The 20564-nt window shown below is 72.1% G+C and carries 20 protein-coding genes; 18 read left to right on the plus strand and 2 right to left on the minus strand.

Annotated elements, in window-relative coordinates; all coding sequences use genetic code 11:
* The first annotated feature begins 56 nt into the window (after positions 1–56).
* From AB0G50_RS08975 to AB0G50_RS09020, 10 genes are all read left to right on the plus strand, one after another.
* On the plus strand, positions 57–1037 hold the full coding sequence (locus tag AB0G50_RS08975) for an iron-siderophore ABC transporter substrate-binding protein (RefSeq protein WP_360104064.1): 981 nt from the start codon (positions 57–59) through the stop codon (positions 1035–1037).
* A gap of 26 nt (positions 1038–1063) precedes the next feature.
* Positions 1064–1807, plus strand: coding sequence for a hypothetical protein (locus AB0G50_RS08980; protein WP_360104067.1), 744 nt, complete (start codon positions 1064–1066; stop codon positions 1805–1807).
* Positions 1801–2790 (plus strand): iron chelate uptake ABC transporter family permease subunit, encoded by a 990-nt coding sequence (locus tag AB0G50_RS08985; protein WP_360104070.1) that lies wholly within the window; start codon positions 1801–1803, stop codon positions 2788–2790. The genes AB0G50_RS08980 and AB0G50_RS08985 overlap by 7 nt, the downstream gene beginning before the upstream one ends.
* Positions 2787–3818: an iron chelate uptake ABC transporter family permease subunit gene (locus AB0G50_RS08990; protein ID WP_360104072.1), complete on the plus strand. Its 1032-nt coding sequence runs from the start codon at positions 2787–2789 to the stop codon at positions 3816–3818. The genes AB0G50_RS08985 and AB0G50_RS08990 overlap by 4 nt, the downstream gene beginning before the upstream one ends.
* Before the next feature lie 105 nt (positions 3819–3923).
* The gene (locus AB0G50_RS08995) at positions 3924–4658 is read left to right on the plus strand and encodes a 2,3-dihydro-2,3-dihydroxybenzoate dehydrogenase (RefSeq protein WP_360104074.1); all 735 of its coding nucleotides are present in this window, start codon (positions 3924–3926) and stop codon (positions 4656–4658) included.
* A gap of 24 nt (positions 4659–4682) precedes the next feature.
* Positions 4683–5774 carry an isochorismate synthase gene (locus AB0G50_RS09000; RefSeq protein ID WP_360104077.1) on the plus strand — a complete coding sequence of 364 codons (1092 nt, stop codon included), beginning with the start codon at positions 4683–4685 and terminating at the stop codon, positions 5772–5774.
* On the plus strand, positions 5771–7375 hold the full coding sequence (locus tag AB0G50_RS09005; protein WP_360104080.1) for an AMP-binding protein: 1605 nt from the start codon (positions 5771–5773) through the stop codon (positions 7373–7375). The genes AB0G50_RS09000 and AB0G50_RS09005 overlap by 4 nt, the downstream gene beginning before the upstream one ends.
* A 1-nt stretch (position 7376) precedes the next feature.
* On the plus strand, positions 7377–8021 hold the full coding sequence (locus tag AB0G50_RS09010; RefSeq protein WP_360104082.1) for an isochorismatase family protein: 645 nt from the start codon (positions 7377–7379) through the stop codon (positions 8019–8021).
* Positions 8018–8230 carry a phosphopantetheine-binding protein gene (locus tag AB0G50_RS09015; RefSeq protein WP_360104085.1) on the plus strand — a complete coding sequence of 71 codons (213 nt, stop codon included), beginning with the start codon at positions 8018–8020 and terminating at the stop codon, positions 8228–8230. Before AB0G50_RS09010 ends, AB0G50_RS09015 begins: the two co-directional genes overlap by 4 nt.
* A gap of 116 nt (positions 8231–8346) precedes the next feature.
* Positions 8347–11253: a hypothetical protein gene (locus AB0G50_RS09020; RefSeq protein WP_360104088.1), complete on the plus strand. Its 2907-nt coding sequence runs from the start codon at positions 8347–8349 to the stop codon at positions 11251–11253.
* Positions 11254–11291: 38 nt separating this feature from the next.
* Here the strand turns inward: AB0G50_RS09020 and AB0G50_RS09025 are convergent, their stop codons facing one another.
* Together AB0G50_RS09025 and AB0G50_RS09030 are read right to left on the minus strand one after the other, a co-directional pair.
* Positions 11292–12851 carry an MDR family MFS transporter gene (locus AB0G50_RS09025; protein WP_360104090.1) on the minus strand — a complete coding sequence of 520 codons (1560 nt, stop codon included), beginning with the start codon at positions 12849–12851 and terminating at the stop codon, positions 11292–11294.
* Positions 12848–13315 (minus strand): MarR family winged helix-turn-helix transcriptional regulator, encoded by a 468-nt coding sequence (locus AB0G50_RS09030; protein WP_360104093.1) that lies wholly within the window; start codon positions 13313–13315, stop codon positions 12848–12850. Before AB0G50_RS09030 ends, AB0G50_RS09025 begins: the two co-directional genes overlap by 4 nt.
* A 109-nt stretch (positions 13316–13424) precedes the next feature.
* Here AB0G50_RS09030 and AB0G50_RS09035 point away from each other — a divergent pair, with 109 nt between their 5' ends.
* From AB0G50_RS09035 to AB0G50_RS09070, 8 genes are all read left to right on the plus strand, one after another.
* Positions 13425–14006, plus strand: coding sequence for a TetR family transcriptional regulator (locus AB0G50_RS09035; protein ID WP_360104095.1), 582 nt, complete (start codon positions 13425–13427; stop codon positions 14004–14006).
* Between the two features lie 47 nt (positions 14007–14053).
* On the plus strand, positions 14054–15283 hold the full coding sequence (locus AB0G50_RS09040; RefSeq protein WP_360104098.1) for an SLC13 family permease: 1230 nt from the start codon (positions 14054–14056) through the stop codon (positions 15281–15283).
* Between the two features lie 20 nt (positions 15284–15303).
* Positions 15304–16500 (plus strand): NAD(P)/FAD-dependent oxidoreductase, encoded by a 1197-nt coding sequence (locus AB0G50_RS09045; RefSeq protein ID WP_360104101.1) that lies wholly within the window; start codon positions 15304–15306, stop codon positions 16498–16500.
* 177 nt (positions 16501–16677) lie between these two features.
* Complete coding sequence (locus AB0G50_RS09050; RefSeq protein ID WP_360104104.1) at positions 16678–17184, plus strand: PTS sugar transporter subunit IIB; 507 nt, start codon at positions 16678–16680, stop codon at positions 17182–17184.
* An 8-nt stretch (positions 17185–17192) separates the two neighbouring features.
* Positions 17193–17948, plus strand: coding sequence for a PTS sugar transporter subunit IIC (locus AB0G50_RS09055; RefSeq protein WP_360104107.1), 756 nt, complete (start codon positions 17193–17195; stop codon positions 17946–17948).
* Complete coding sequence (locus tag AB0G50_RS09060) at positions 17938–18828, plus strand: PTS system mannose/fructose/sorbose family transporter subunit IID (RefSeq protein ID WP_360104110.1); 891 nt, start codon at positions 17938–17940, stop codon at positions 18826–18828. The genes AB0G50_RS09055 and AB0G50_RS09060 overlap by 11 nt, the downstream gene beginning before the upstream one ends.
* Complete coding sequence (locus tag AB0G50_RS09065; RefSeq protein WP_360104113.1) at positions 18825–19244, plus strand: PTS sugar transporter subunit IIA; 420 nt, start codon at positions 18825–18827, stop codon at positions 19242–19244. The genes AB0G50_RS09060 and AB0G50_RS09065 overlap by 4 nt, the downstream gene beginning before the upstream one ends.
* On the plus strand, positions 19237–20547 hold the full coding sequence (locus tag AB0G50_RS09070; protein ID WP_360104115.1) for a hypothetical protein: 1311 nt from the start codon (positions 19237–19239) through the stop codon (positions 20545–20547). Before AB0G50_RS09065 ends, AB0G50_RS09070 begins: the two co-directional genes overlap by 8 nt.
* The last annotated feature ends 17 nt before the right edge of the window (positions 20548–20564 follow it).

A 20564-nucleotide genomic window follows, 5' to 3' on the forward strand; every position in this document is an offset into this window, starting at 1 on the left:
CCCCTTAGTGTGGGTTAAGGTGCAGTCGCTTCCCGCCCGTATCCGTTGGGAGAACGATGTTCCGCAGTAGAAACCTGGTCGGCGCCGTGCTGGCCGGTGCGCTGGCCCTGACCGCGTGCAGCCCCGGCGACGCCGCGAGCACGTCGACCTCGGCGGCGCCCTCGTCGGCCGCGCAGGACAGCGGTCCGCGCGAGATCACCGACGCCTCCGGCGCCAAGGTCACGGTCCCGGCGAACCCGAAGAACGTGGTGGCGCTGGCCGAGACCGACCTGGACGCGGCGATCGCGCTCGGTGTCACGCCGGTGGGCGCCAGCAAGTCCCGGCAGGGCGACACGGTCGCGGGCTACCTGTCGGCGAAGGTGCCGAACGTCAAGCTGGTCGGCGAGATCACCGAGCCGGACGTCGAGGCCATCGCCGCGCTGAACCCGAAGCCGGACGTGATCCTCTACGGCCACTTCATCGAGCCGGACCCGGCCCAGATCGCCGACCTGAACGCGATCGCGCCGGTGGTGATCACCAGCCTGGTCAAGGACGACTGGAAGGCCAGCCTCAAGGGCGTGGCCGCCGCGCTGAACCTGTCGGCCAAGGCCGACGAGGTGCTGAAGGACTACGACAAGAAGGTCAAGGAGACCAAGGACGCGCTGGGCGCCAACGCGACCGCCGAGGTCAGCCTGGTCCGCTGGAACCCGCAGGGGCCGTCGTACCTCCAGAAGCAGCACTTCGCGTCCACGATCGTCTCCGAGCTCGGCCTCAAGCGCCCGCAGGGTCAGCAGACCGAGGGCACCGGGCCGTCCGAGCCGGTCAGCCTGGAGAAGCTCGACGTGCTCGACGCCGACTGGCTGTTCCTGGGCACGCTCAACTCCGACGGCGCGTCCGCGCTGGCGCAGGCCGAGCAGAACCCGACCTGGACGCAGCTCAAGGCCGTGAAGGACAAGCACGTCGTGACGGTCGACGGCGTGCCGTGGACCTCGCGCGGTGGCCCCGTCGCGGCGGGCATCGTGCTGGACGACATCCGCAAGGCGCTCGGCAAGGCCTAGCATCGCGGCACCCGGGGGAGAAGCGCGTGTGGCGGTACACCGACGGGCGCGGGGTCGAGCTGACCCTGCCCCGTCGGCCCGAGCGGGTGGCGGTGGTCGACCTCCTGGCCACCTCCACCCTGTGGGCCGCCGGCGTGCGACCGATCGCGGCCGCGCTGGGCGAGAACCCGGCCGACGACTGCCTGTCCGCCGTGGGGTTCTCCGCGCGCGGCGTGCGTCGACTGGACACAGTGGACGATCCGACGCCGCGACTGGAGCTGCTGCACGACGTCGACCTGGTGGTGGACCGGACGCACGGCGCGACCCTGATGTCGTTGGGCGACACGGCGTTGCCCGCCGTCGGGCTCACGCTCAAAGCGCCGGGTCAGTCGCTGGACGCGCTGTTCGCCGAGGTCGGCGCGCTGGCCGCGGCACTGGGCGCGGCCAGGCCGGACCCGGCCGCGGTGGCGGCGTACGAGGAGGCCAAGGAGCGGGTGCGCGCGGCCGGCTCGACGCGGTCGGTGGGGTTCGCGTTCGCCCGGCACGGCCGGCTCGCGGTGGTCGAGCCGGAGCGGTACCCGTGGCTGGTCACGCTGGGGGAGTTGGGTGTCCGGCTCGCGCCGGCCGGTCGTCGGCCGCTGGACGAGAAACCGGACGCGGATGTGGTGCTGGTGTTCGACGAAGGGGTTGACGTGCCGGGCGCACACACGTGGACGGATCGGTGGCACGCCTTCGACCACGCCGTCTACGCGGAGCTGTTCACGGAGTTCGCGCGGGTGCTGACGTGCTGACCAGGGCCGCCGGCCTGGTGCTGTGCACGGCGGTGCTGGTGCTGTTCGCGCTGCTGAGCATCGCGGTCGGCGCGCGGTCCGTGCCACTGGGCACCGTCGTGGACGTGCTGCTGCACCCCGACGGCTCCTACGACGCGCTCGTCGTGGTGGGACAACGGGTTCCGCGCACGATCCTGGGCATCCTGGTCGGCGCCGCGCTGGGCCTGGCGGGCGCGCTGATGCAGTCGTTGACCCGCAACCCGTTGGCGGACCCCGGTCTGCTCGGGGTGAACAGCGGCGCGGCGGCGGCCGTCGTGTCCGCGATCGCGTTCTTCGGGCTGTCGAGCCCGCTGGAGTACATCTGGTTCGCGTTCGTCGGCGCGGCCGGAGCGGCGTTCGTGGTGTACCTGTTGGGCACCACGGGACGCGCGGGCGGACCGGTGCGGCTGGCGTTGGCGGGCACCGCGATCAGCGCGGTCCTGGTCGCCTACACCTACGCGGTGCAGCTGGCCGACGACAAGGCGCTCGACCAGTTCCGGTTCTGGATCGTCGGCGGTCTCGCGGGCCGCGACCTGGACGTGCTGACGCGCGTGGCGCCGTTCCTGGTCGTCGGCATCGTGGTCGGGCTGCTGCTCGCCCGGCCGCTGAACGTGATCGCGCTCGGCGACGAGACGAGCAAGGCCCTCGGCGCGAACCTCGGCAAGGTCCGGTTGACCGCGGCCGTCTCGATCACGCTGCTGTGCGGCGCCGCGACCGCCGCCGCCGGCCCGTTCTCCTTCATCGGCCTGACCGTGCCGCACATCGCGCGCCGGCTGGTCGGCGCGGACCAGCGCTGGGTGCTGCCGTACTCCGCGCTGCTCGCGCCGTGCCTGCTGCTGGGCGCGGACGTGCTCGGCCGGGTCGTCCTGCCGCCGAGCGAGCTCGAAGCCGGTCTGGTGACGGCGTTCCTGGGCGCGCCGGTGTTCGTCGCGCTGGTGCGCGGCCGTCGGGTGGTGCAGCTGTGACGACGGTGCGGTTGTTCGGTGAACGCGTCTCGTTCCGGCTGCACGCCCGGACCCTGTGGGTGTGCCTGGCCCTGCTGGTGGTCACGGCGTGCGCGCTGGGCGCGGCGATGATGCTCGGCGACTACCCCGTGCCGCTGTCCGACGCGCTCACAGCGGTGTTCGGCGACGGGTCGCGGATGGCCGAGCTGTTCGTCACCCGCCGCCGGTTGCCCCGCGCGCTGACCGCGGTCCTGGTCGGTGTGGCGCTGGGCGTGTCCGGCGCGGTGTTCCAGTCCTTGACCCGGAACCCGTTGGGCAGCCCCGACATCGTGGGCTTCGGCCAGGGCGCGTCGACCGGCGCGGTGCTGGTGCTGCTGGTGTTCGGCGGCGGCACGACGCAGACCGCGGCCGGCGCGTTCGTCGGCGGCCTGCTCGCCGCGGCCGTGGTCTACCTGCTCGCGCTCAACCGGGGCGCACACGGGTACCGGCTGGTGCTGGTCGGCATCGGGGTCAGCTCGATGCTCATCGCGTTCAACAACTACCTCGTGACCCGTGCGGACCTCAACGACGCGCGCGCGGCCACCGTGTGGATCGTCGGCAGCCTCTTCGAACGGCGCTGGCCGGAGGCCGTGCTGATGGCCGTCGCGGTGGCGGTGCTGGTGCCGCTCGCCGTGGTGCTCGGCCGCGTGCTGTCCATTTTGGACATCGGGGACGCGGGCGCCACCGGGCTCGGCGTGCGGGTGGAGCGGGCCAGGCTGGCGCTGATCGTGGTCGCCGTGGCGCTGACGGCCGTGGCCACCGCGTGCGCGGGACCCGTGGCGTTCGTCGCGCTCGTCGCGCCGCAGGTGGCGCGCAGGCTGACCGGGTCGCCGGGCCCGGGACTGCTGCCCGCCGGGCTGCTCGGCGGCGCGCTGCTGCTGATCAGCGACCTGGTGGCGCAGCGGGTGACCTCGCCGGGCGAGTTGCCGGTGGGCGTGGTGACCGGCGCCGTCGGCGGTGTCTACCTGGCCTGGTTGCTGGCGCGCGAGTGGCGGTCCGGCCGCGGGTGACAGCGCCGAGTGTAGGCAGGCCCACCAGTGCTCATATAGGTTAGCCTTACCTAAATACCCTATAGTGTGGCAACCAGGTTTCACGCGCCTACCGGGAGTGACAAGATGGCCGATCGTGGGATCGCGGGAGCGGTCGCACTGGTGACCGGGGCCGGCCGCGGCATCGGGGCCGCCGTCGCCGCCGCGCTGGCCGACGAGGGCGCGAAGGTGGCCGGTGTCGACCTCGCGGGCACCGACCTCGTGCTGGACGTGAGCGACCCGGACGCGGTGGTCCGGGTGGTCGGGGAGGTCGAGGACACGCTCGGCCCGATCGACGTGCTGGTCAACGTGGCGGGTGTGCTGCGGCCCGCCCGCGCGCTGGACACGACCGACGAGGACTGGCGGGCCACGTTCGCCGTCAACACCGACGGGGTGTTCCGGGTGTCCCGAGCCGTCGCCCGACGGATGGTCCCCCGGAAGAGGGGCTCCATCGTCACGGTGGGTTCCAACGCGGCCGGCGTGCCGCGCACCGACATGGCCGCCTACGCCGCGTCGAAGGCCGCCTCGCTGCACTTCACCCGGTGCCTCGGCCTCGAGCTGGCCGAGCACGGCATCCGCTGCAACGTCGTCTCGCCCGGGTCGACCGACACCGACATGCAACGCGCGCTGTGGACCTCCGACGACGCGCCGGACCGCGTCGTCGCGGGCGACCTCGCGACCTTCAAGGCCGGAATCCCGTTGCGCCGCATCGCGGACGCGTCCGACATCGCCGACGCCGTGGTCTTCCTGGCCTCCGCGCGGGCCCGGCACATCACCATGCAGAACCTCTACGTGGACGGTGGCGCGACCCTCCGCGCCTGACCCCTCCCAGAACGGAGCGACCCGGTGCTCGCCGCCGACACCCCCACCGCCCTGTCCGACCTCGACACCTACCGCGAGGGCGGGTTCTTCTTCGCCTCACCCGCCGGCGTGCTCGTCGCCGAGGACGCGGGTGCACCCGCCGCCGACGCCGCGTCCGGCTCCGTGGTGGTCGGCGCGCTGCCGTTCCACCCCGACCGGCCCGCCCGCCTCACCTCGCCGCTCGTCCTGCGCTGCGGCGCGCCCCTGCACACCGTCGACCTGCCGACCTCGGCGCCGTCCGGTGACCGGTGGCTCGACCAGCGGACCGACGCGGACGCCTACACCTCCGGCGTGCGACGCGCGGTCGAGCTGATGGACGCGGGCGAGCTGAGCAAGGTCGTGCTGGCCCGTGCCCTCGACCTCACCGCCGCCGACCGGATCGACGTCCGCCAGGTGCTGACCGCGTTGGCCGCCCGCGACCCGCGCGGCTACACCTTCGCCGCGGACCTCGGCGGCAGCACGCTCGTCGGCACCAGCCCGGAACTGCTGGTGCGCCGGGTGGGTGACGCCGTGGTGTCCAACCCGCTGGCGGGCTCCCGGCCCCGTGCCGCGGACCCCGAGCAGGACGGCCGCAACGCCACCGAGCTGCTGTCGTCGGCCAAGGACCGCCGCGAGCACGCGCTGGTGGTGCAGGCGGTCGCCGACGGGCTCGCGCCGTTCTGCGCCCGGCTGACCGTGCCGGAAACGCCGGAGTTGTTGCCCACCAGGACGATGTGGCACCTGTCGACCAGGGTCACCGGCGTGCTCCGGGGTTCGCCGACGGCGCTGGAGCTGGCCAGGGCGCTGCACCCGACGCCCGCCGTGTGCGGGGTGCCGGCGCAGGCCGCCCGCGACCTGATCGACGAGCTGGAGCCGTTCGACCGCGGTTTCTACACCGGTGTCGTGGGCTGGACCGACGACCGCGGCGACGGCGAGTGGGTCGTGGCGCTGCGCTGCGGCGAGGTGGCCGACCGGAGGCTGCGGCTGTTCGCCGGCGCGGGTCTGGTGCCCGGTTCCACGCCCGAGTCCGAGCTGGCCGAAACCAGTGCGAAGTTCCGCACCTTCCTGGGTGCGCTGGGATTGCGGGAGACGGCGTGACCTGGACACCCTTCCCCGCCGAGTTCGCCGCCCGGTACCGGGCCAAGGGGTACTGGACCGGCGAGACGTTCGGCGACTTCCTGGCGGCGCGCGCCGCCGCGTTCGGCTCCCGGGTCGCGGTGGTCGACGGCGACCGCCGGTGGACCTACGCCGAGCTGGACCACCGTGCCACCAGGATGGCGTTCGGCTTGCGGCGGCAGGGGATCCGGCCCGGTGACCGGGTCGTGGTGCAGCTGCCGAACGTCGCCGAGTTCACCTCCGTGGTGTTCGGGCTGTTCCGCGCCGGCGCGCTGCCGGTGTTCGCGCTGCCGTCGCACCGGTTCGCCGAGATCTCCGAGTTCTGCCGGATCACCGACGCCTTCGGCTACGTGGTGGCGGCCGAGGTCGGCGGGTTCGACTTCCGCTCGTTGGCCGCGCAGGTGCGCGCGGCCGTGCCGTCGTTGGCGCTCGTGCTGGTGCTGGGCGACGACCCGGGCGAGCACACCGCGCTGGCCGACGTGCCGTGCGACTCCGGCTCGTTGCCCGAGCTGCGGTCCGACGAGCCGGCGTTCCTCCAGCTGTCCGGCGGCAGCACGGGCGTGCCGAAGCTGATCCCGCGCACGCACGACGATTACCTGTACAGCGTCCGGGAAAGCGCCGCGATCTGCGAGCTGTCGCCGGACACCGTCTACCTGGTGGCGCTGCCGATCGCGCACAACTTCCCGATGTCCTCGCCGGGGATCCTGGGCGTGCTCCACGCGGGCGGCCGGATCGTGCTGGCACCCGCGCCCAGCCCCGACGTGGCGTTCCCGCTCATCGCGGCCGAGCGGGTGACGACCACCGGCGTCGTACCGCCCGTCGCGTTGCAGTGGATGGCCTCGCCCGCCCGGCACGACCACGACCTGTCCTCTTTGGACGTTCTCCAGGTCGGTGGCGCGAAGTTCGTGGCGGAGGCGGCGGCCCGGGTTCGCGGCGAGCTGGGGTGCCGGTTGCAGCAGGTGTTCGGGATGGCCGAGGGGCTGGTGAACTACACCAGGTCCGACGATCCCGACGAGCTGGTCGTGACCACGCAGGGTCGGCCGATCTCGCCGGACGACGAGGTCCGCGTGGTGGACGAGGACGACGTGGAGGTGCCGGCGGGCGAGATCGGCCAGTTGCTGACCCGCGGCCCGTACACGATCCGCGGCTACTACCGCGGCGCGGCGCCCGAGTCGTTCACCGCGGACGGCTTCTACCGCACCGGTGACCTGGTGCGCGCCCTGCCCTCCGGGCACCTGGTGGTCGAGGGCCGGGTGAAGGACCAGATCAACCGGGGCGGCGAGAAGGTCGCGGCCGAGGAGATCGAGAACCACCTGCTGGCCCACCCCGCCGTGCACGACGCGGCCGTGGTCGCGATCCCCGACGAGTACCTGGGCGAGCGGACGTGCGCGTTCGTGATCCCGCTGGGCGAGGCGCCGACGGGTCCCGCGCTGCGGGCGTTCCTGCGCTCGCGCGGCCTGGCCGCCTACAAGATCCCGGACCGGGTCGAGGTGGTCGCCGCGTTCCCGCACACCGGTGTCGGCAAGACGAGCCGGCGCGACCTGCGCCGCGCTCTGGCCGACGAGTACAGAAAGGGCCGTTGAGATGGGGTTGCCGACCATCGAGCCGTACCCGATGCCGACCGAGGCGGACCTGCCCGCGAACCGGGTCGAGTGGACCGCCTCGCCGTCCCGCGCGGTCCTGCTCGTGCACGACATGCAGAACTACTTCGTCAACGCGTTCCGGCCGGACAGCCCGCCGATCACCGAACTCGTGGCGAACATCCGATCCCTGCGCGACCTCTGCCGGTCGATCGGCATCCCGGTGGTGTACTCCGCGCAACCGGGCGGCCAGACCGAACGCCAACGCGGCCTCCAACTCGACATGTGGGGCACGGGCATCGGCGCCGACCCGACCGACGCCGAGATCGTCACCCCGCTCGCGCCGTCCGCCACCGACGTGCGCCTGACGAAGTGGCGATACAACGCGTTCCACCGAACCGACCTGAAGTCCATTTTGGACACCACGGGCCGCGACCAGTTGGTGATCACCGGCATCTACGCCCACATCGGCTGCCTGATGACCGCCGCGGACGCCTTCATGCACGACATCGAGGCCTTCTTCGTCGCCGACGCGGTGGCCGACTTCTCCGCGGCCGACCACCACATGGCCGTCCGCTACGCCGCCGGCCGCTGCGCCGTCACCACCACGACCTCCCGGTTGATCGAAGAGCTGAATGGAGCCACATGACCACGGACGAGGTGCGTTCCCGGATCGCGCAGGTGCTGGACATCCCGGAGTCGGAGATCGCCGACGACGACAACCTCCTCGACCACGGCCTGGACTCGGTCCGGGTGATGTCGCTGGTGGAAGCTTGGCGAGCAGCCGGCGCCACCGTGGCCTTCGTGGACCTGGCCGAAACCCCGACCGTGGAGGCGTGGGCCAAACTCCTCGACTGACCCGTGCCGCTTCGCCGCCGCCGACACGCTGTCGGCGGCGAAGCGGGACGCGTCCCCCTGTTAGGTCGTAGGATCTGCGCCCAACTGGCAGACCGCGGCCGACGGTGGGGTTGTGCATGGGGCTGATCGACGCGATGACGTTGTCGGGCGCGCTGAAGGTGCTCGGCCACCACCACCCGGCGGCGCTGGAACGCCTGGACCGGATGCTCGGTGGCGTAATCAGCGGTGGAACCCCGATTCGCGAAGTGCTCGCGCCGTGGGATTCGGTCGACCGGAAGAACGAGGTCATCAGCCTGCTCCGCACCCTGTGGACCACGGCTTCCGATCCTCACGTGCGCCTGGTCGGCCACCGCCGCGTCGAGTTGATCACCGCCACCCACACGGTGTTGGCAGCGAGCGCGTTGATCGGCGTCGCCGCCGATTTCCTGTCGCGCCACACCGCCGTTTTGGGGCGACTGCGACCCAAGATGGCACAGTCGGCAGCGGAGTTCCTGTTCCGGTCGGAGGTCCCGATTCCCTGGGCTGCCTGCGGATTCCGCGCCATCGTTTCCCTGGTGGAGGACTGGGGCGCCGAAATTATCGACGCGGTGCTCGGAAGCCGTAGCGTCGGGGATTCCTCAGTGAGGGACGACCTGTCCACCACAGTCGCGGACAACTACAGATGGGCGTACCTCAGGGTGGCGGCGCAGGTGCCGGAGTTCGCGGTGTGGGTGGCTTTCGCCGCTGACGAGGATTGGTTACCGCTGGAGATCGACCGCCTCCGCGACGACATCAGGGCGGCGCTCGTGGTGCGGGATTCGGCGCTCTTGCGACTGGAATCGTTGCTGATGCTCGTAGGCGGCGCGCCGGGACCGACGAGGCACCCCCTTCTGGACGAGTCGTTGGTGGTGGACGAGGCCACCCGGGCTGAACCGGGCGGGGTGCGGTTCCCGTCGGTGCGGGAGATCTACCAACAGCCCCACTACCGGCTCGTGCGGATGGCTCCTGGAATCCAGGTGTCGAACGAACAGTTCTGGTGCGAGCAGAGCCTCCACAGGGACCTGGACCTGCTGTTGGCCGCCCACTTCACCTCACCTGAAGCGACCCGGATGCCGCTGGTGGTCCTCGGTCACCCCGGTGCGGGCAAGAGCCTGTTGACTAGGGTCGTGTCCGCGCGGCTGCCCGCGTCCTCGTTCACCGCTGTGCTCGTGCCGCTGCGCCAGGTCTCGGCGAACGCGCCGGTGTGGGAGCAGGTCGACCAGGCCGTGCGCCGGGATTCGCACGGCCGGCACGGTTGGGCGTCGCTGTGCGAGGAACGGCCCGACACCACAGTGGTTGTCCTGCTCGACGGGCTGGACGAGTTGTTGCAGGCTGCGGAGAAGGACCGGACCGCCTACCTCGCCGAGGTGGTCGACTTCCAGCGGAGATCGGCCGAACTGTCCAGGCCGGTGGTCGTGGTCGTAACGTCGCGAACACTGGTGGCGGATCGGGTGGACGTTCCGACCGACGTCGCGATCGTGCGGCTGGAAGTCTTCGACCAGAACCAGGTCGAGCAGTGGCGCACGAGGTGGAACGACGCCAACCACGACGGTATCGGGGGAGGTCGGGTCCGTGCCCTTTCGCTCGAGGCGACCGCTGCTCAGCCGGACCTGGTCTGCCAACCGCTACTCCTTCTGCTGCTCGCCTTGTACTCGGCGGATCCCTCTTTCCCTCCGATCGACTCCGCGACGTCGACCACCACCCTGTACCGACGGCTGTTGGAAGGCTTCGCACTGCGCGAGTCGGGGAAACCCGTGACCGGTGATCCGGCGGACCAGATCCACCGGCTTTCGATCGTGGCGCTGGCCATGTTCAACCGCAGCCGGCAGCACGTCTCGGACTCCGAGTTGGGCTCGGACCTGGCCGCTCTTGCCGACGGTCCGTCGCACCTGCGGATCGAGGACGCCGCCCAGGCTGTCGTTTCCCGGTTCTTCTTCGTCCACACCGCACAGGCGGTGCTCGGCGGCGGGAGGAATTCTCAGAGCTACGAGTTCCTCCACGCCACCTTCGGCGAGTACCTGGTGGCCCGCGAGGTGGTCGAGGTCCTGCGCGACACGGCGGCGAGCACGATCGGCCGCCGCGGCTTCCAGGACCCCGACGACGATCTGCTGCACGCTTTGCTGTCCCACGACGCCCTGGCCGTACGGGAGTCGATCCCGCGATTCCTGGGGGATCTGCTCGGCGAACTCCCGGACGAGGAACGCCTCCGGATCACCTCCACGCTGGATGTGCTTCTCGCCTCGTACCGGTCTCGTCGTGGAGGGTCGCGGTACGAGGCGTACCGCCCCACCCCTGTGGACCACCTGCGGGACATGGCCGCCTACTCGGCGAACCTCGTGCTCCTGCGTGTGTTGATCGCCACTCGGGAAGTGCCGCCGGGGTGGCCGGCGATGGTGGCTGGGTGGCGGGCGGGGCTGAGCGCGGACAGCAGGCAGGCGATGCTCACAGCGGTGCAGAACCGGCAGGGTGTCCTACAGCTTCGATCGTTCGATTGGCGCGCGGCGAACGTCGAGGTGCTCGACGCCGAGTTGGCCGGTGACCAGGACCACGCGCTTACTGTGCTCATGGGCTTGGAGATCCGGTCAGCGCCGACGTTTCCGCGGGTGGAGGCGGACTTGGAGCACCAACTGCGCTGGTTGGTCGCACTTCTCGCGTTCGGCACCTTCACGACTGCGGTCGATGTCAGTCGACTCAAGGAATCATTCGGGTACGCGAGCTCGGATCACCGCGTCATCGAGTTGGTGGAGCGTGTGTTGGAACACCGTGCGCGCGCCATTGACTCGACTGCCTTGGACGTGCTTGTCGACTACCTGTATAGGCGCGGCGGGGATCCGGCTCTGCTGGCGTTGCTGGCATCCGACCACTACGGCCTGTCGACGCACCCTGGTTTGGCACGCGCGCGAACCGCCGACCTGGACCTTGTGAAGCGAGCGGAGAAGTTGTTGAGGGACTCGGAGTTGCTCAGCCACTTCGGGTTGCGGCCGGCGAGGCGGAAGAAGTCGTGACTCTTCGAAGAGCCACGACCTCTGCCACCGCGATCTGATCAGCCCACAGCCGCCTTCTCGGCCGGCTTCTCGTCCAGGTCCAAACTCGTCCGAAGGGTGACGGGCTTCAGGAACAGCGTCGCCACGACGCCCACCACCGCGATGACCGCCGAGATCACGAAGATGTGGCCCGTGGCGTCACCGTAAGCCGCGCGGACGATGTGTTGTACGGCCTCCGGCAGGGCGGTGATGTTGAGGTTGCTGGCTCCGCCGCCGCCGGTGGTCGGGTAGCCCGCCGCGGCCAGGTCGTGGGTGATCTGGGACGTCACGCGACGTGCCAGGACCGCGCCCAGGACCGACACGCCGATGGTGCCGCCCAGTGAGCGGAAGAAGGCGACGGTGGAGGAGGCGGCGCCGATGTCGCGCAACGGCACCGTGTTCTGCACCGCCAGCACCAGGTTCTGCATGCTCATGCCGACGCCGATGCCCACCAACAGCATCGCCGCGCCCACGAACACCAGGGACGTATCGTGGTCGATCGTGCCCAGGGCGGCGAAACCCGCGACCAGGGCGACCGTGCCGACCACCAGGAACGGCTTGACGCGGCCGGACTTGGTGATCATCCGGCCGGACACGATGGACGACGCCAGCACGCCCGCCATCATCGGGATGGTCAGCAGGCCCGCCTGCGTCGGCGTGTAGCCGCGGCCGATCTGGAAGTACTGGCCGAGGAAGACCGCTCCGCCGAACATCGCCATGCCCACCGCGAGGCTCGCCAGGATCGCCAGGGCGGTCGTGCGCCGCTTCACGATGTCCAGCGGCACGATCGGCTCGGCCGCCCGCTTCTCCACGAACACCGCCGCCGCCAGCAGGGCCAGGGAACCCAGCACCATCAGGGCGCTCTCCCACGACACCCACGCGAACGAGTCGTCCACGAACGAGATCCAGATCAGCAGCAGGCTCACGCCGGCCGAGATCAGCGTCGCGCCCAGGTAGTCGATCTTCACCTCGCGTCGAACGGTGGTCAGCTTCAACGTCGCCTGCAACACGAACAGCGCGAGCACCGCGATCGGCACGCCGACGAAGAAGCACCAGCGCCAGCCGAGCCACGACGTGTCCACGATCAGACCGCCCAGCAGCGGGCCGCCCACGGTCGCCACGGCCATCACGCCGCCCAGGTAACCGTTGTACCGACCGCGTTCGCGCGGCGGGATCATCGCCGCGATCACGATCTGCACCAACGCCTGCAACCCGCCGACGCCGATGCCCTGGAACGCGCGCGCCGCGATCAGCTGACCGGCGCTCTGCGCGAACCCGGCCACGATCGAGCCGATCAGGAACACCACGATCGCCAGCTGCACCAACAACTTCTTGTCGAACAGGTCGGCGAGCTTGCCCCAGATCGGGGTCGTCGCGGTCGCGGTGAGCAGGGTGGCGGTGACCACCCAGGTGTACTGGGTCTGGGACCCGTTCAACGCGCCGATGATCTTCGGCAGGGCGGTCGACACGACCGTGCTGCTGAGCATCGCGACGAAGAGCACGAGCAGCAGGCCGCTGAGCGCCTCGAGGATCTGCCGATGTGACATCGGGGCGGCGCCCGTGCGGGTGGGTGCGCTCATCGCGCGGCCTCCTGGAAGTGGTGGTTCGGGCACGCGGCCCGTTCGAGGTCGGACGTGACGCGGCCGAGCGCGGTGGTCAGCGCGCGGACGTCGTCGGGTGACCACGAGGCGAGGGCCCGCCGCGTCAGCTCGCCGTACCAGGACCGCGCGTCCGCCAGCGCGGCCCGACCGGCGTCGGTGACCACGAGCACGCTGGCCCGCCGGTCGCCGGGGTCCAGCCGCCGCTCGACCAGCCCGTGCGCCACCAGCGCGCCCACGGCCCGGCTGACGGTGGACGGGTCGAGCCCGGACCGCAGGGCCAGTTCCTTGGCGTGGCACCCGTCGGCGCTCATCCGGTCGATGAGCGTCAACGTGCCGACCAGGCCGGTCGGCACGCTCGGGTGCTGTTCGGATCGGACCTGCTTCACCAGTCGGACGACCCGCAGCAGGTCACGCAGTCGGTCCGCGAGGTCGTCGTTGTCCATCGCAGCCCTCCCCTCGTTGGTTGTCCCAAGCAAGTATCGACCCAACTTGCACAGTGTGCAAGTTTGCCCAGTGAGAATCCAGCTGTGACGCCGCGTACCCTGGAGTCCGATGGAGACTTTGGGGCTGCGCGAACGCAAGAAGGCCGCCACCCGGCAGGCGCTGCACGAGGCGGCGCTGGGCCTGGCGCTGGAGTTCGGCCCCGACCGGATCACGGTCGAGCTGATCGCGGACGCCGCGTCGGTGTCCCGCCGCACGTTCTCGAACTACTTCGCGAACAAGGAGGAGGCGATCTTCTACGGCGAGCGCGCCCGGATGCACCGCCTCCTCGCGCTCGTGCACGAACGCCCGGTCGACGAGCCGCCCCGCGCGGCGCTGCTCGGCGCGGCGCGCGAACTCGTGGCCCGCAGCGACCACCCGGACCCGGCGTGGGCCGCCCAGCGCCGGCTGCTGCGCGGTCACCCGAGCCTCGCCGCCCACCAGGTCGCCGCCTACGCCGTCGTGGAACGCGACCTCGCCGCCGCCCTCGCGCTGCGCATGCCACCCGACGGCAACGCCGCGTTGCGTTCCCGGGTGCTCGCCGCGACGTTCCTCGCCGCCGTCCGCGCCGCCTCCCACGTGTGGCTCGACCAGCCGGACCGCCCGCTGCGCGAACTCGTGGACGACGCCCTCGAGTACCTGACCGCGCCGTAGCGCACCCCACGGCGGCGTCCCGGCGGGCGCTCGCCCACGATGGTGCCGTGATCGAAGCCCTCGCCGTCGCGCTGCTGGTGGTCGTCCTGGTGTTCGCGGTGGTGCGACCCCGGGGGCTGCCCGAGGCGGTGGCCGCCGTGCCCGCCGCCGTCATCGTCGTGCTCGTGGGCGCGGTGTCGCCGTCCGTGGCACTGGCCGAGGTCGGCAGGCTCGGGGGAGTGGTCGGGTTCCTGGCCGCCGTGCTGGTGCTCGCGAAGCTGTGCGCGGACGAGGGGTTGTTCCAGGCGGCCGGCGCCGCGATGGCCCGGGTGGCGCGCGGTGACGGCCGGCGGCTGCTGGGCGCGGTGTTCGCGGTCGCCTCCGTCGTCACGGTGGTGCTCAGCCTGGACGCCACGGTCGTGCTGCTGACGCCGGTCGTGTTCGCCACCGCCGCGCGGGTCGGGGTGCCGGCCAAGCCGCACGCCTACGCATGCGCGCACCTGGCCAACTCGGCGTCCCTGCTGCTGCCCGTGTCCAACCTGACGAACCTGCTCGCGTTCACCGCGACCGGCCTGACGTTCCTGCACTTCACCGGACTCATGGCGGCGCCCTGGGCGGTGGCCGTCGCGGTCGAGTACGCGGTGTTCCGGTGGTTCTTCCGGCACGACCTGCGCCGCCCGTCCGAACCGGTCGACGCGCCCGCGCCCGACGTGCCGGTGTTCGTGCTCGTGGTCCTCGGCGCGACGCTGGCCGGGTTCGCCCTCGCCTCGGCGGTCGGCGTCGAGCCGGTCTGGGTGGCCGTCGCGGGCGCCGTCGTACTCGCGGTCCGGTCGCTGCGCCGCGGGCACACCACGGCGCGCGGTCTCGCGCACGCCGCCGCGGTGCCGTTCCTGGCGTTCGTGCTCGCGCTCGGCGTGGTGGTGAAAGCCGTGGTGGACAACGGACTCGCGACCGCGCTCGCGGACGTGCTGCCCGACGGCGACGGCTGGGTCGCGCTGCTCGGCGCGGCGGCGGTGGCCGCGGTGCTGGCCAACCTGATCAACAACCTGCCCGCCGTGCTGGTGCTCCTGCCGCTGGCCACCAGCACGCCGACGGTGCTCGCCGTGCTGCTCGGCGTGAACCTCGGACCCAACCTGACCTACGTCGGGTCGCTCGCCACCCTGCTGTGGCGGCGCGTGCTGCACCACCACGACGACCGCGCGGACCTCGGCGAGTTCACCCGGCTCGGACTGCTCACCACGCCGGCCGCGCTGGTGCTCGCCGCGACCGCGCTCTGGCTGGTCGTGCAGGCGACCTGATCCACCGATAGCGTCGGATCGTGGCGGATGTCGTGGTGGTGGGCGCGGGCCTGGCCGGGCTCAGCGCGGCGCGCGAGCTGCGCGACCTGGACGTGGTGGTGCTGGAGGCGTCCGACGACGTCGGCGGCCGGGTGCGGACCGACGTGGTCGACGGAGTCACGCTCGACCGCGGCTTCCAGATCCTGCTGCCCGCCTACCCCGAGGTCGTCCGCCAGGTCGACACCACGCGGCTGGACCTGTGCCCGTTCCGCTCCGGCGTGTTCGTGCACGACGCGGGCCGGCACGACCTGCTCGCCGACCCGCGCGCCGGGTTCGCGGCGTGGCGGGGGTTCCTGCGCCAGCGGATGCTCACCACCCGCGACCTGGTCGCCCTCGGCACGATGACGGCGCGCGACTGGCTCGGCCCGGCGGAGACGATCCTCGCCGAGGACGACCGGACCACGCGCGCCGACCTGCTGGAGCGGTTGTCCGACCGCGCGGTCAACGGGGTGCTCAAGCCGTTCCTCGCGGGCGTGTTCCTGGAAGCCGACCTCACCACGTCGTCCCGCTTCTTCCACCTGGTGTGGCGCTGCTTCGCCAAGGGCGGCGCGGCGCTGCCCGCGCGGGGCATGGCCGCACTGCCCCGGCAGCTCGCGCGCGGGCTCGACGTGCGCACCGGCGTCGAGGTGCTCGCGGTCGACGGCACGGGTGTGCACACCGCCGACGGGCACCTGCGGGCCGACGCCGTCGTGGTCGCCACCGACGGCACGACCGCGGCCCGCCTGCTGCCCGGTGTGGCCGCGCCCCGCTGGAACGGCGTGACCACCTGGTACTTCCGGCCGCCGACCGCGCCGTTGCGCGACCCGACCCTGGTCGTCGACGCGCACGGCGGCCCGGTGGTCAACACGGCCGTCGTCTCCGAGGTGGCGCGCGCCTACTCGCCGGACGCGCCGTTGGTGCAGGCGTCCGTCCTCGACCACAGCGGCGAGCCCGAGGTCCGCGCGCACCTGGCCCGGCTCTACACCGCGGACACCCGGCGCTGGGAGTTGCTCGCCCGCTACGAGATCCCGCGCGCGCTGCCCGCCATGCCCGCGCCGCACGCGTTGCGCAAACCCGTGCGGGTCGGCGCACGGCGGTACGTGTGCGGCGACCACCGCGACACGAGCTCGATCCAGGGCGCGCTGGTGTCGGGCAAACGGGCCGCCCGCGCGGTGCGGCGCGACCTCGACGGGCGCTAGACCAGCGGCGGAACCGGCGCTGCGCAACGCTGCTCACCCGACGTTCGTCCACTGTTCAGGTGACGACTGTCCTCACCCGATCGAGGCAGGTCCACGCCCTGTCCTCCCTCGCACGCCTGCCCAATGTCCCCCGGTTGGCGCTCGTGACAAGTTCTGGGCTAGACCAGTATTGTCGGTGTGCAAACGGAGGGGGGCGACGTGCCGGTCATCCAACTCCGCGTCGACAACAGGTTGATCCACGGTCAGGTCACCCTGGCCTGGGTCGGCTACCTGGACGTCGGCCGCCTGGTCGTGGCGAACGACGAGGTGGCGGCCGACGAGTTCCAACGGGTGCTGCTGCCACAGTCGGCTCGAGGGGTGTCGACTGCGGTGCTGGGCATCGGGGACGCGGTGGAGTACTGCCGCACCAGGGACGCGGAACGGGTGCTGGTCGTCGCGCGGCAGGCAGAGGACGCCTTCGCGCTCGTGCGGGAAGGCCTGCCTGCCGCCGTGGTGAACGTGGGCAACGCGGCTCCCGAGCCGGGCGGCGACTTCCACCGGGTCACCCGGTCGGTCGCGGTCACCCGGGAGCAGGCCGCCGGGTTCCGCGCCCTGTCCGACTCCGGGGTCACGGTGGTCGCGCAGCTGATGCCGACCGACAAGCCCACCGATTTCATCACCCTGCTGGATCGGAAGTCGTTGTAGGGGGACACGTGCTCGCCGCGGTGCTGCTGACCCTGCTCAGCGTCGCGTGCATCTACGATGCGCTCGGCCCGAACCTGATCTTCGCGTCCCGACCGCTCATCGCGGGCACGCTCGCCGGCCTGCTGGTCGGCGAACCCGTGCTCGGCATGGCGGTCGGCGCGACCCTCGAACTGACCGCGCTCGGCGTGTACTCCTACGGCGGCGCGACCATCCCCGACTACCAGACCGGCGCGATCGTCGGCACGGCGCTGGCCGCCTCGGCGTCCGGCCCGCTGTCCGCGCAGGTCGCCGTCGGCCTCGGCGTCGGTCTGCCCGCCGCGCTGCTGCTGGCCGCGCTGGACCCGATCGGCCGGTTCCTGCCGACGTTCTGGATCCACCGCGCCGACCGGTACGCGGCGGTCGGCGACGCCAGGGGCCTGGCGCTGACGCACTGGACCGCGTTCATCCCGTGGGCCGCGGTGCGCGCGATACCGACGTTCCTGGCCGCGTGGGCCGCCTCCAGCGGGCTCGTGCCGCGGATCACCGACTCGATCCCACCCGGTTTCGTGGCCGGCATGACGCTGGCCGGCTCGCTGCTGCCCGCGGTCGGCTTCGGGCTGCTGCTGACCGTGATGCCGGTGCGGCGCCTGTGGTTCCTGCCGATCCTCGGCTACGTCCTGTTCGCCTACCTCAAGGTGCCGCTGCTCGGCATCGCGCTGTTCGGGCTCGCGATCGCGGGTCTGTACCTCACGGTGAAGCGGGAGGAACCGGCCGGTGCCCAGTGAACCCGGAGACCACGAGCCCGACGAGGGCTCGTCCACCGCGGACCGGGCGCTGACCCGGTCCGACCTGACCCGCGCGTTCTGGCGGTACTTCTGGTCGTTCCAGATCTCCTGGAACTACGAGCGCATGCAGGCGCTCGGGTTCGCCTACGCGATGGAACCCGTGCTGCGCAGGCTGAACCCGGACCGCGAGGCCTACGCCGAGGGACTGCGGCGGCACCTCCAGTTCTTCAACACCTCGCCGTTCATCGGCGGACCGCTGGTGCTCGGCGCGGCGGTCGCGATGGAGGAGGCGGGCGCGAAGTCGTCCGCGCACGGGGTGAAGGTCGCGCTGATGGGACCGCTCGCGGGCATCGGCGACACGCTGGTGTTCGCCCTGTACAACAGCGTCGTCTTCACCATCGGCGCGTCGTGGGCGTTGCAGGGCAACATCTTCGGCCCGATCTTCACCGCGCTCATGGTGCTGGTGCCGTACTTCGCGGTGCGCCGGTGGCAGTTCTTCTGGGCCTACGCGCAGGGGCGCAAGCTCGCGGCCAGGCTCGCGGGCGGCGCGCTCGCGCGGCTCACCGAGGGCGCGACGGTGCTCGGGCTGATCGTGCTCGGCGGGTTCGTGCCGTCGATCGTCAAGGTCGTCACCACGCTCACATACCGGCAGGAGGTGACCGTTCAGGGCCGCGCGTCCACGCAGGAAGTCCAGGTGCAGCACCAACTCGACGCGCTGGCGCCGTACCTGCTGCCGGTGCTGGTCACCGCGGGCACCTACCTGCTGATCAAGAAGTTCCGACTCAAGCCGGTGTGGATCATCGCGCTGGTCGCCGTCGTGGGCGTGACCCTCGGCTGGCTCGGCTGGTTCGCACCGACCCTCCCGGAGGTGGCGAGATGACCAGGACGCTCGTGGTGCTCGCCGGCCACGGCTCGTTACCCAGCGGGATGCGCGACGCCGTGGAGCTGATCCTCGGCGAGCAGCCGCGGCTGCGGGTGGCCGAGCTCCCGCCCGAGCAGACCCCGGAGGGCTTCCGCCGGCACCTGCTCAAGGTGCTCGACGAGGGCACCCCCGCCGTGGTGCTGACCGACGTCTTCGGCGGCACGCCGCACAACGTGGCCGCGGTCGTGGCCGCCGGGCGGGACGACGTCGAGGTGCTCACCGGGCTCAGCCTGCCGATGCTGGTCGAGGTGATCACCAGCGGCGCGGACCGGGCGCGGGAGTTGGCCGAGGTCGGTGTGCGGGCCGGCCGCGAGGGCGCGATGCACACGAGCCTGATGACCCGGGTACCGCCGCCGGGCGCCGTCGATGGGTGAGCTGCTGTTCGCGGGCGCACGGGCGGACGTCACGCCGCCACCGGGTTTCCCCCTCGCGGGCTACGTCGCGCGCGGCGACAGCGGCGCCACCGGGTCGCACGACGCGCTGGAGGTCAGCGCGCTGTGGCTGAGCACGGCCGAGGACCCCGGCGTGCTGTGGCTGTGCCTGGACTCGCTGGCCGTCGACGCGAACCTGGTCGACCTGGTCGCCGAGAGCGCCGCCGCGCACGCCGGTGTGCCCGCCGACCGCGTGGTGGTGTGCGCCTCGCACACGCACGCCGCGCCGCTGGGGTGGACGACCCGGCTGCACCCGGCGATACCGGGCGCGCGCGACGAGCACCTGGTGTCCCGGCTGATGTCCGATGTGGACGGTCTGCTGCGCTCGCTGCCCGGCCGCCGCGAACCGTCCCGGCTCGCCTGGTGCGCGGTGCCGGCGGACGGCGTCGGCACCAACCGCAACCGGCCGGACGGTCCGCACGACAACACCACGGGCGTGCTCGCGGTCGGCACGCCGGACCGGGTGGACGGCCTGCTGTTCGACTACGCGAGCCACCCGACCGTGCTGGGGCCGGAGAACCTGACGTGGTCGGCGGACTGGCCGGGCGTGACGCGGCGGGCGCTGACCTCGGCGCTGCCGGACCACCCGACGGTCGGCTTCCTCCAGGGCGCGGCCGGCGACGCGAGCCCCCGGTTCACCCGGCGCGGACGCGGCCACCCCGAGGTGGAGCGGATCGGCGTGCTGCTGGCCGACACCATCCTGACCGCGCTCGACTCCCGGTCCCGCTTCCTGCCGCCGGTCGCGCCCGTCGTGCACCGGGTCACCGTGTCGCTGCCCGCCCGGCGCGCGCCGGGGCGGGACGACGTGCGGCGGCTCGTGACGCGGGCCGAGCGGGACACGCCGTGCGGCGACAGCCCGGCCGACCGGATCCGGCAGACCAGGCTGGAGGGCGCGCGGGCCCTGGCGGGGTTGCCCGTCGACCTGCCGACGACGTTCGACCTGCCGCTGAGCGTGGTCGCGCTGGGCGACATCGCCTGGGTGCACCTGCCGGTCGAGCTGTTCGGCTCGCTCGGCCTGCGCATCCGCGCCGCGAGCCCGTTCCCGGTGACCAGGGTGGTCGGCTACAGCGACGGCTACTTCGGCTACGTGGCCGACGCGGAGGGCCACGAGGGGCACGTGTACGAGGCGATGATCAGCCTGTTCGACGCGCCCGCCGGCGACCTGCTCGTGACGCACGCGGTGGAGCTGCTGCGCCGCGCCCGGGCCTCGGGGGTCGGCGGCACCCGACTGGCCGCCGGCGGCTAGCGCGGGGTCCACCCGAT

Source organism: Actinosynnema sp. NPDC020468, from assembly GCF_040642015.1.
Classification (GTDB): domain Bacteria; phylum Actinomycetota; class Actinomycetes; order Mycobacteriales; family Pseudonocardiaceae; genus Actinosynnema.

What these genes read in the sequence shown, in the direction of transcription:
- AB0G50_RS08975 (WP_360104064.1), top strand. Translation starts at nt 57, where the DNA reads ATGTTCCGCAGTAGAAACCTGGTCGGCGCCGTGCTGGCCGGTGCGCTG.
- AB0G50_RS08995 (WP_360104074.1), top strand. Translation starts at nt 3,924, where the DNA reads ATGGCCGATCGTGGGATCGCGGGAGCGGTCGCACTGGTGACCGGGGCC.
- AB0G50_RS09010 (WP_360104082.1), top strand. Translation starts at nt 7,377, where the DNA reads ATGGGGTTGCCGACCATCGAGCCGTACCCGATGCCGACCGAGGCGGAC.
- AB0G50_RS09015 (WP_360104085.1), top strand. Translation starts at nt 8,018, where the DNA reads ATGACCACGGACGAGGTGCGTTCCCGGATCGCGCAGGTGCTGGACATC.
- AB0G50_RS09020 (WP_360104088.1), top strand. Translation starts at nt 8,347, where the DNA reads ATGGGGCTGATCGACGCGATGACGTTGTCGGGCGCGCTGAAGGTGCTC.
- AB0G50_RS09025 (WP_360104090.1), bottom strand. Translation starts at nt 12,851, where the DNA reads ATGAGCGCACCCACCCGCACGGGCGCCGCCCCGATGTCACATCGGCAG.
- AB0G50_RS09030 (WP_360104093.1), bottom strand. Translation starts at nt 13,315, where the DNA reads ATGGACAACGACGACCTCGCGGACCGACTGCGTGACCTGCTGCGGGTC.
- AB0G50_RS09035 (WP_360104095.1), top strand. Translation starts at nt 13,425, where the DNA reads ATGGAGACTTTGGGGCTGCGCGAACGCAAGAAGGCCGCCACCCGGCAG.
- AB0G50_RS09065 (WP_360104113.1), top strand. Translation starts at nt 18,825, where the DNA reads ATGACCAGGACGCTCGTGGTGCTCGCCGGCCACGGCTCGTTACCCAGC.
- AB0G50_RS09070 (WP_360104115.1), top strand. Translation starts at nt 19,237, where the DNA reads ATGGGTGAGCTGCTGTTCGCGGGCGCACGGGCGGACGTCACGCCGCCA.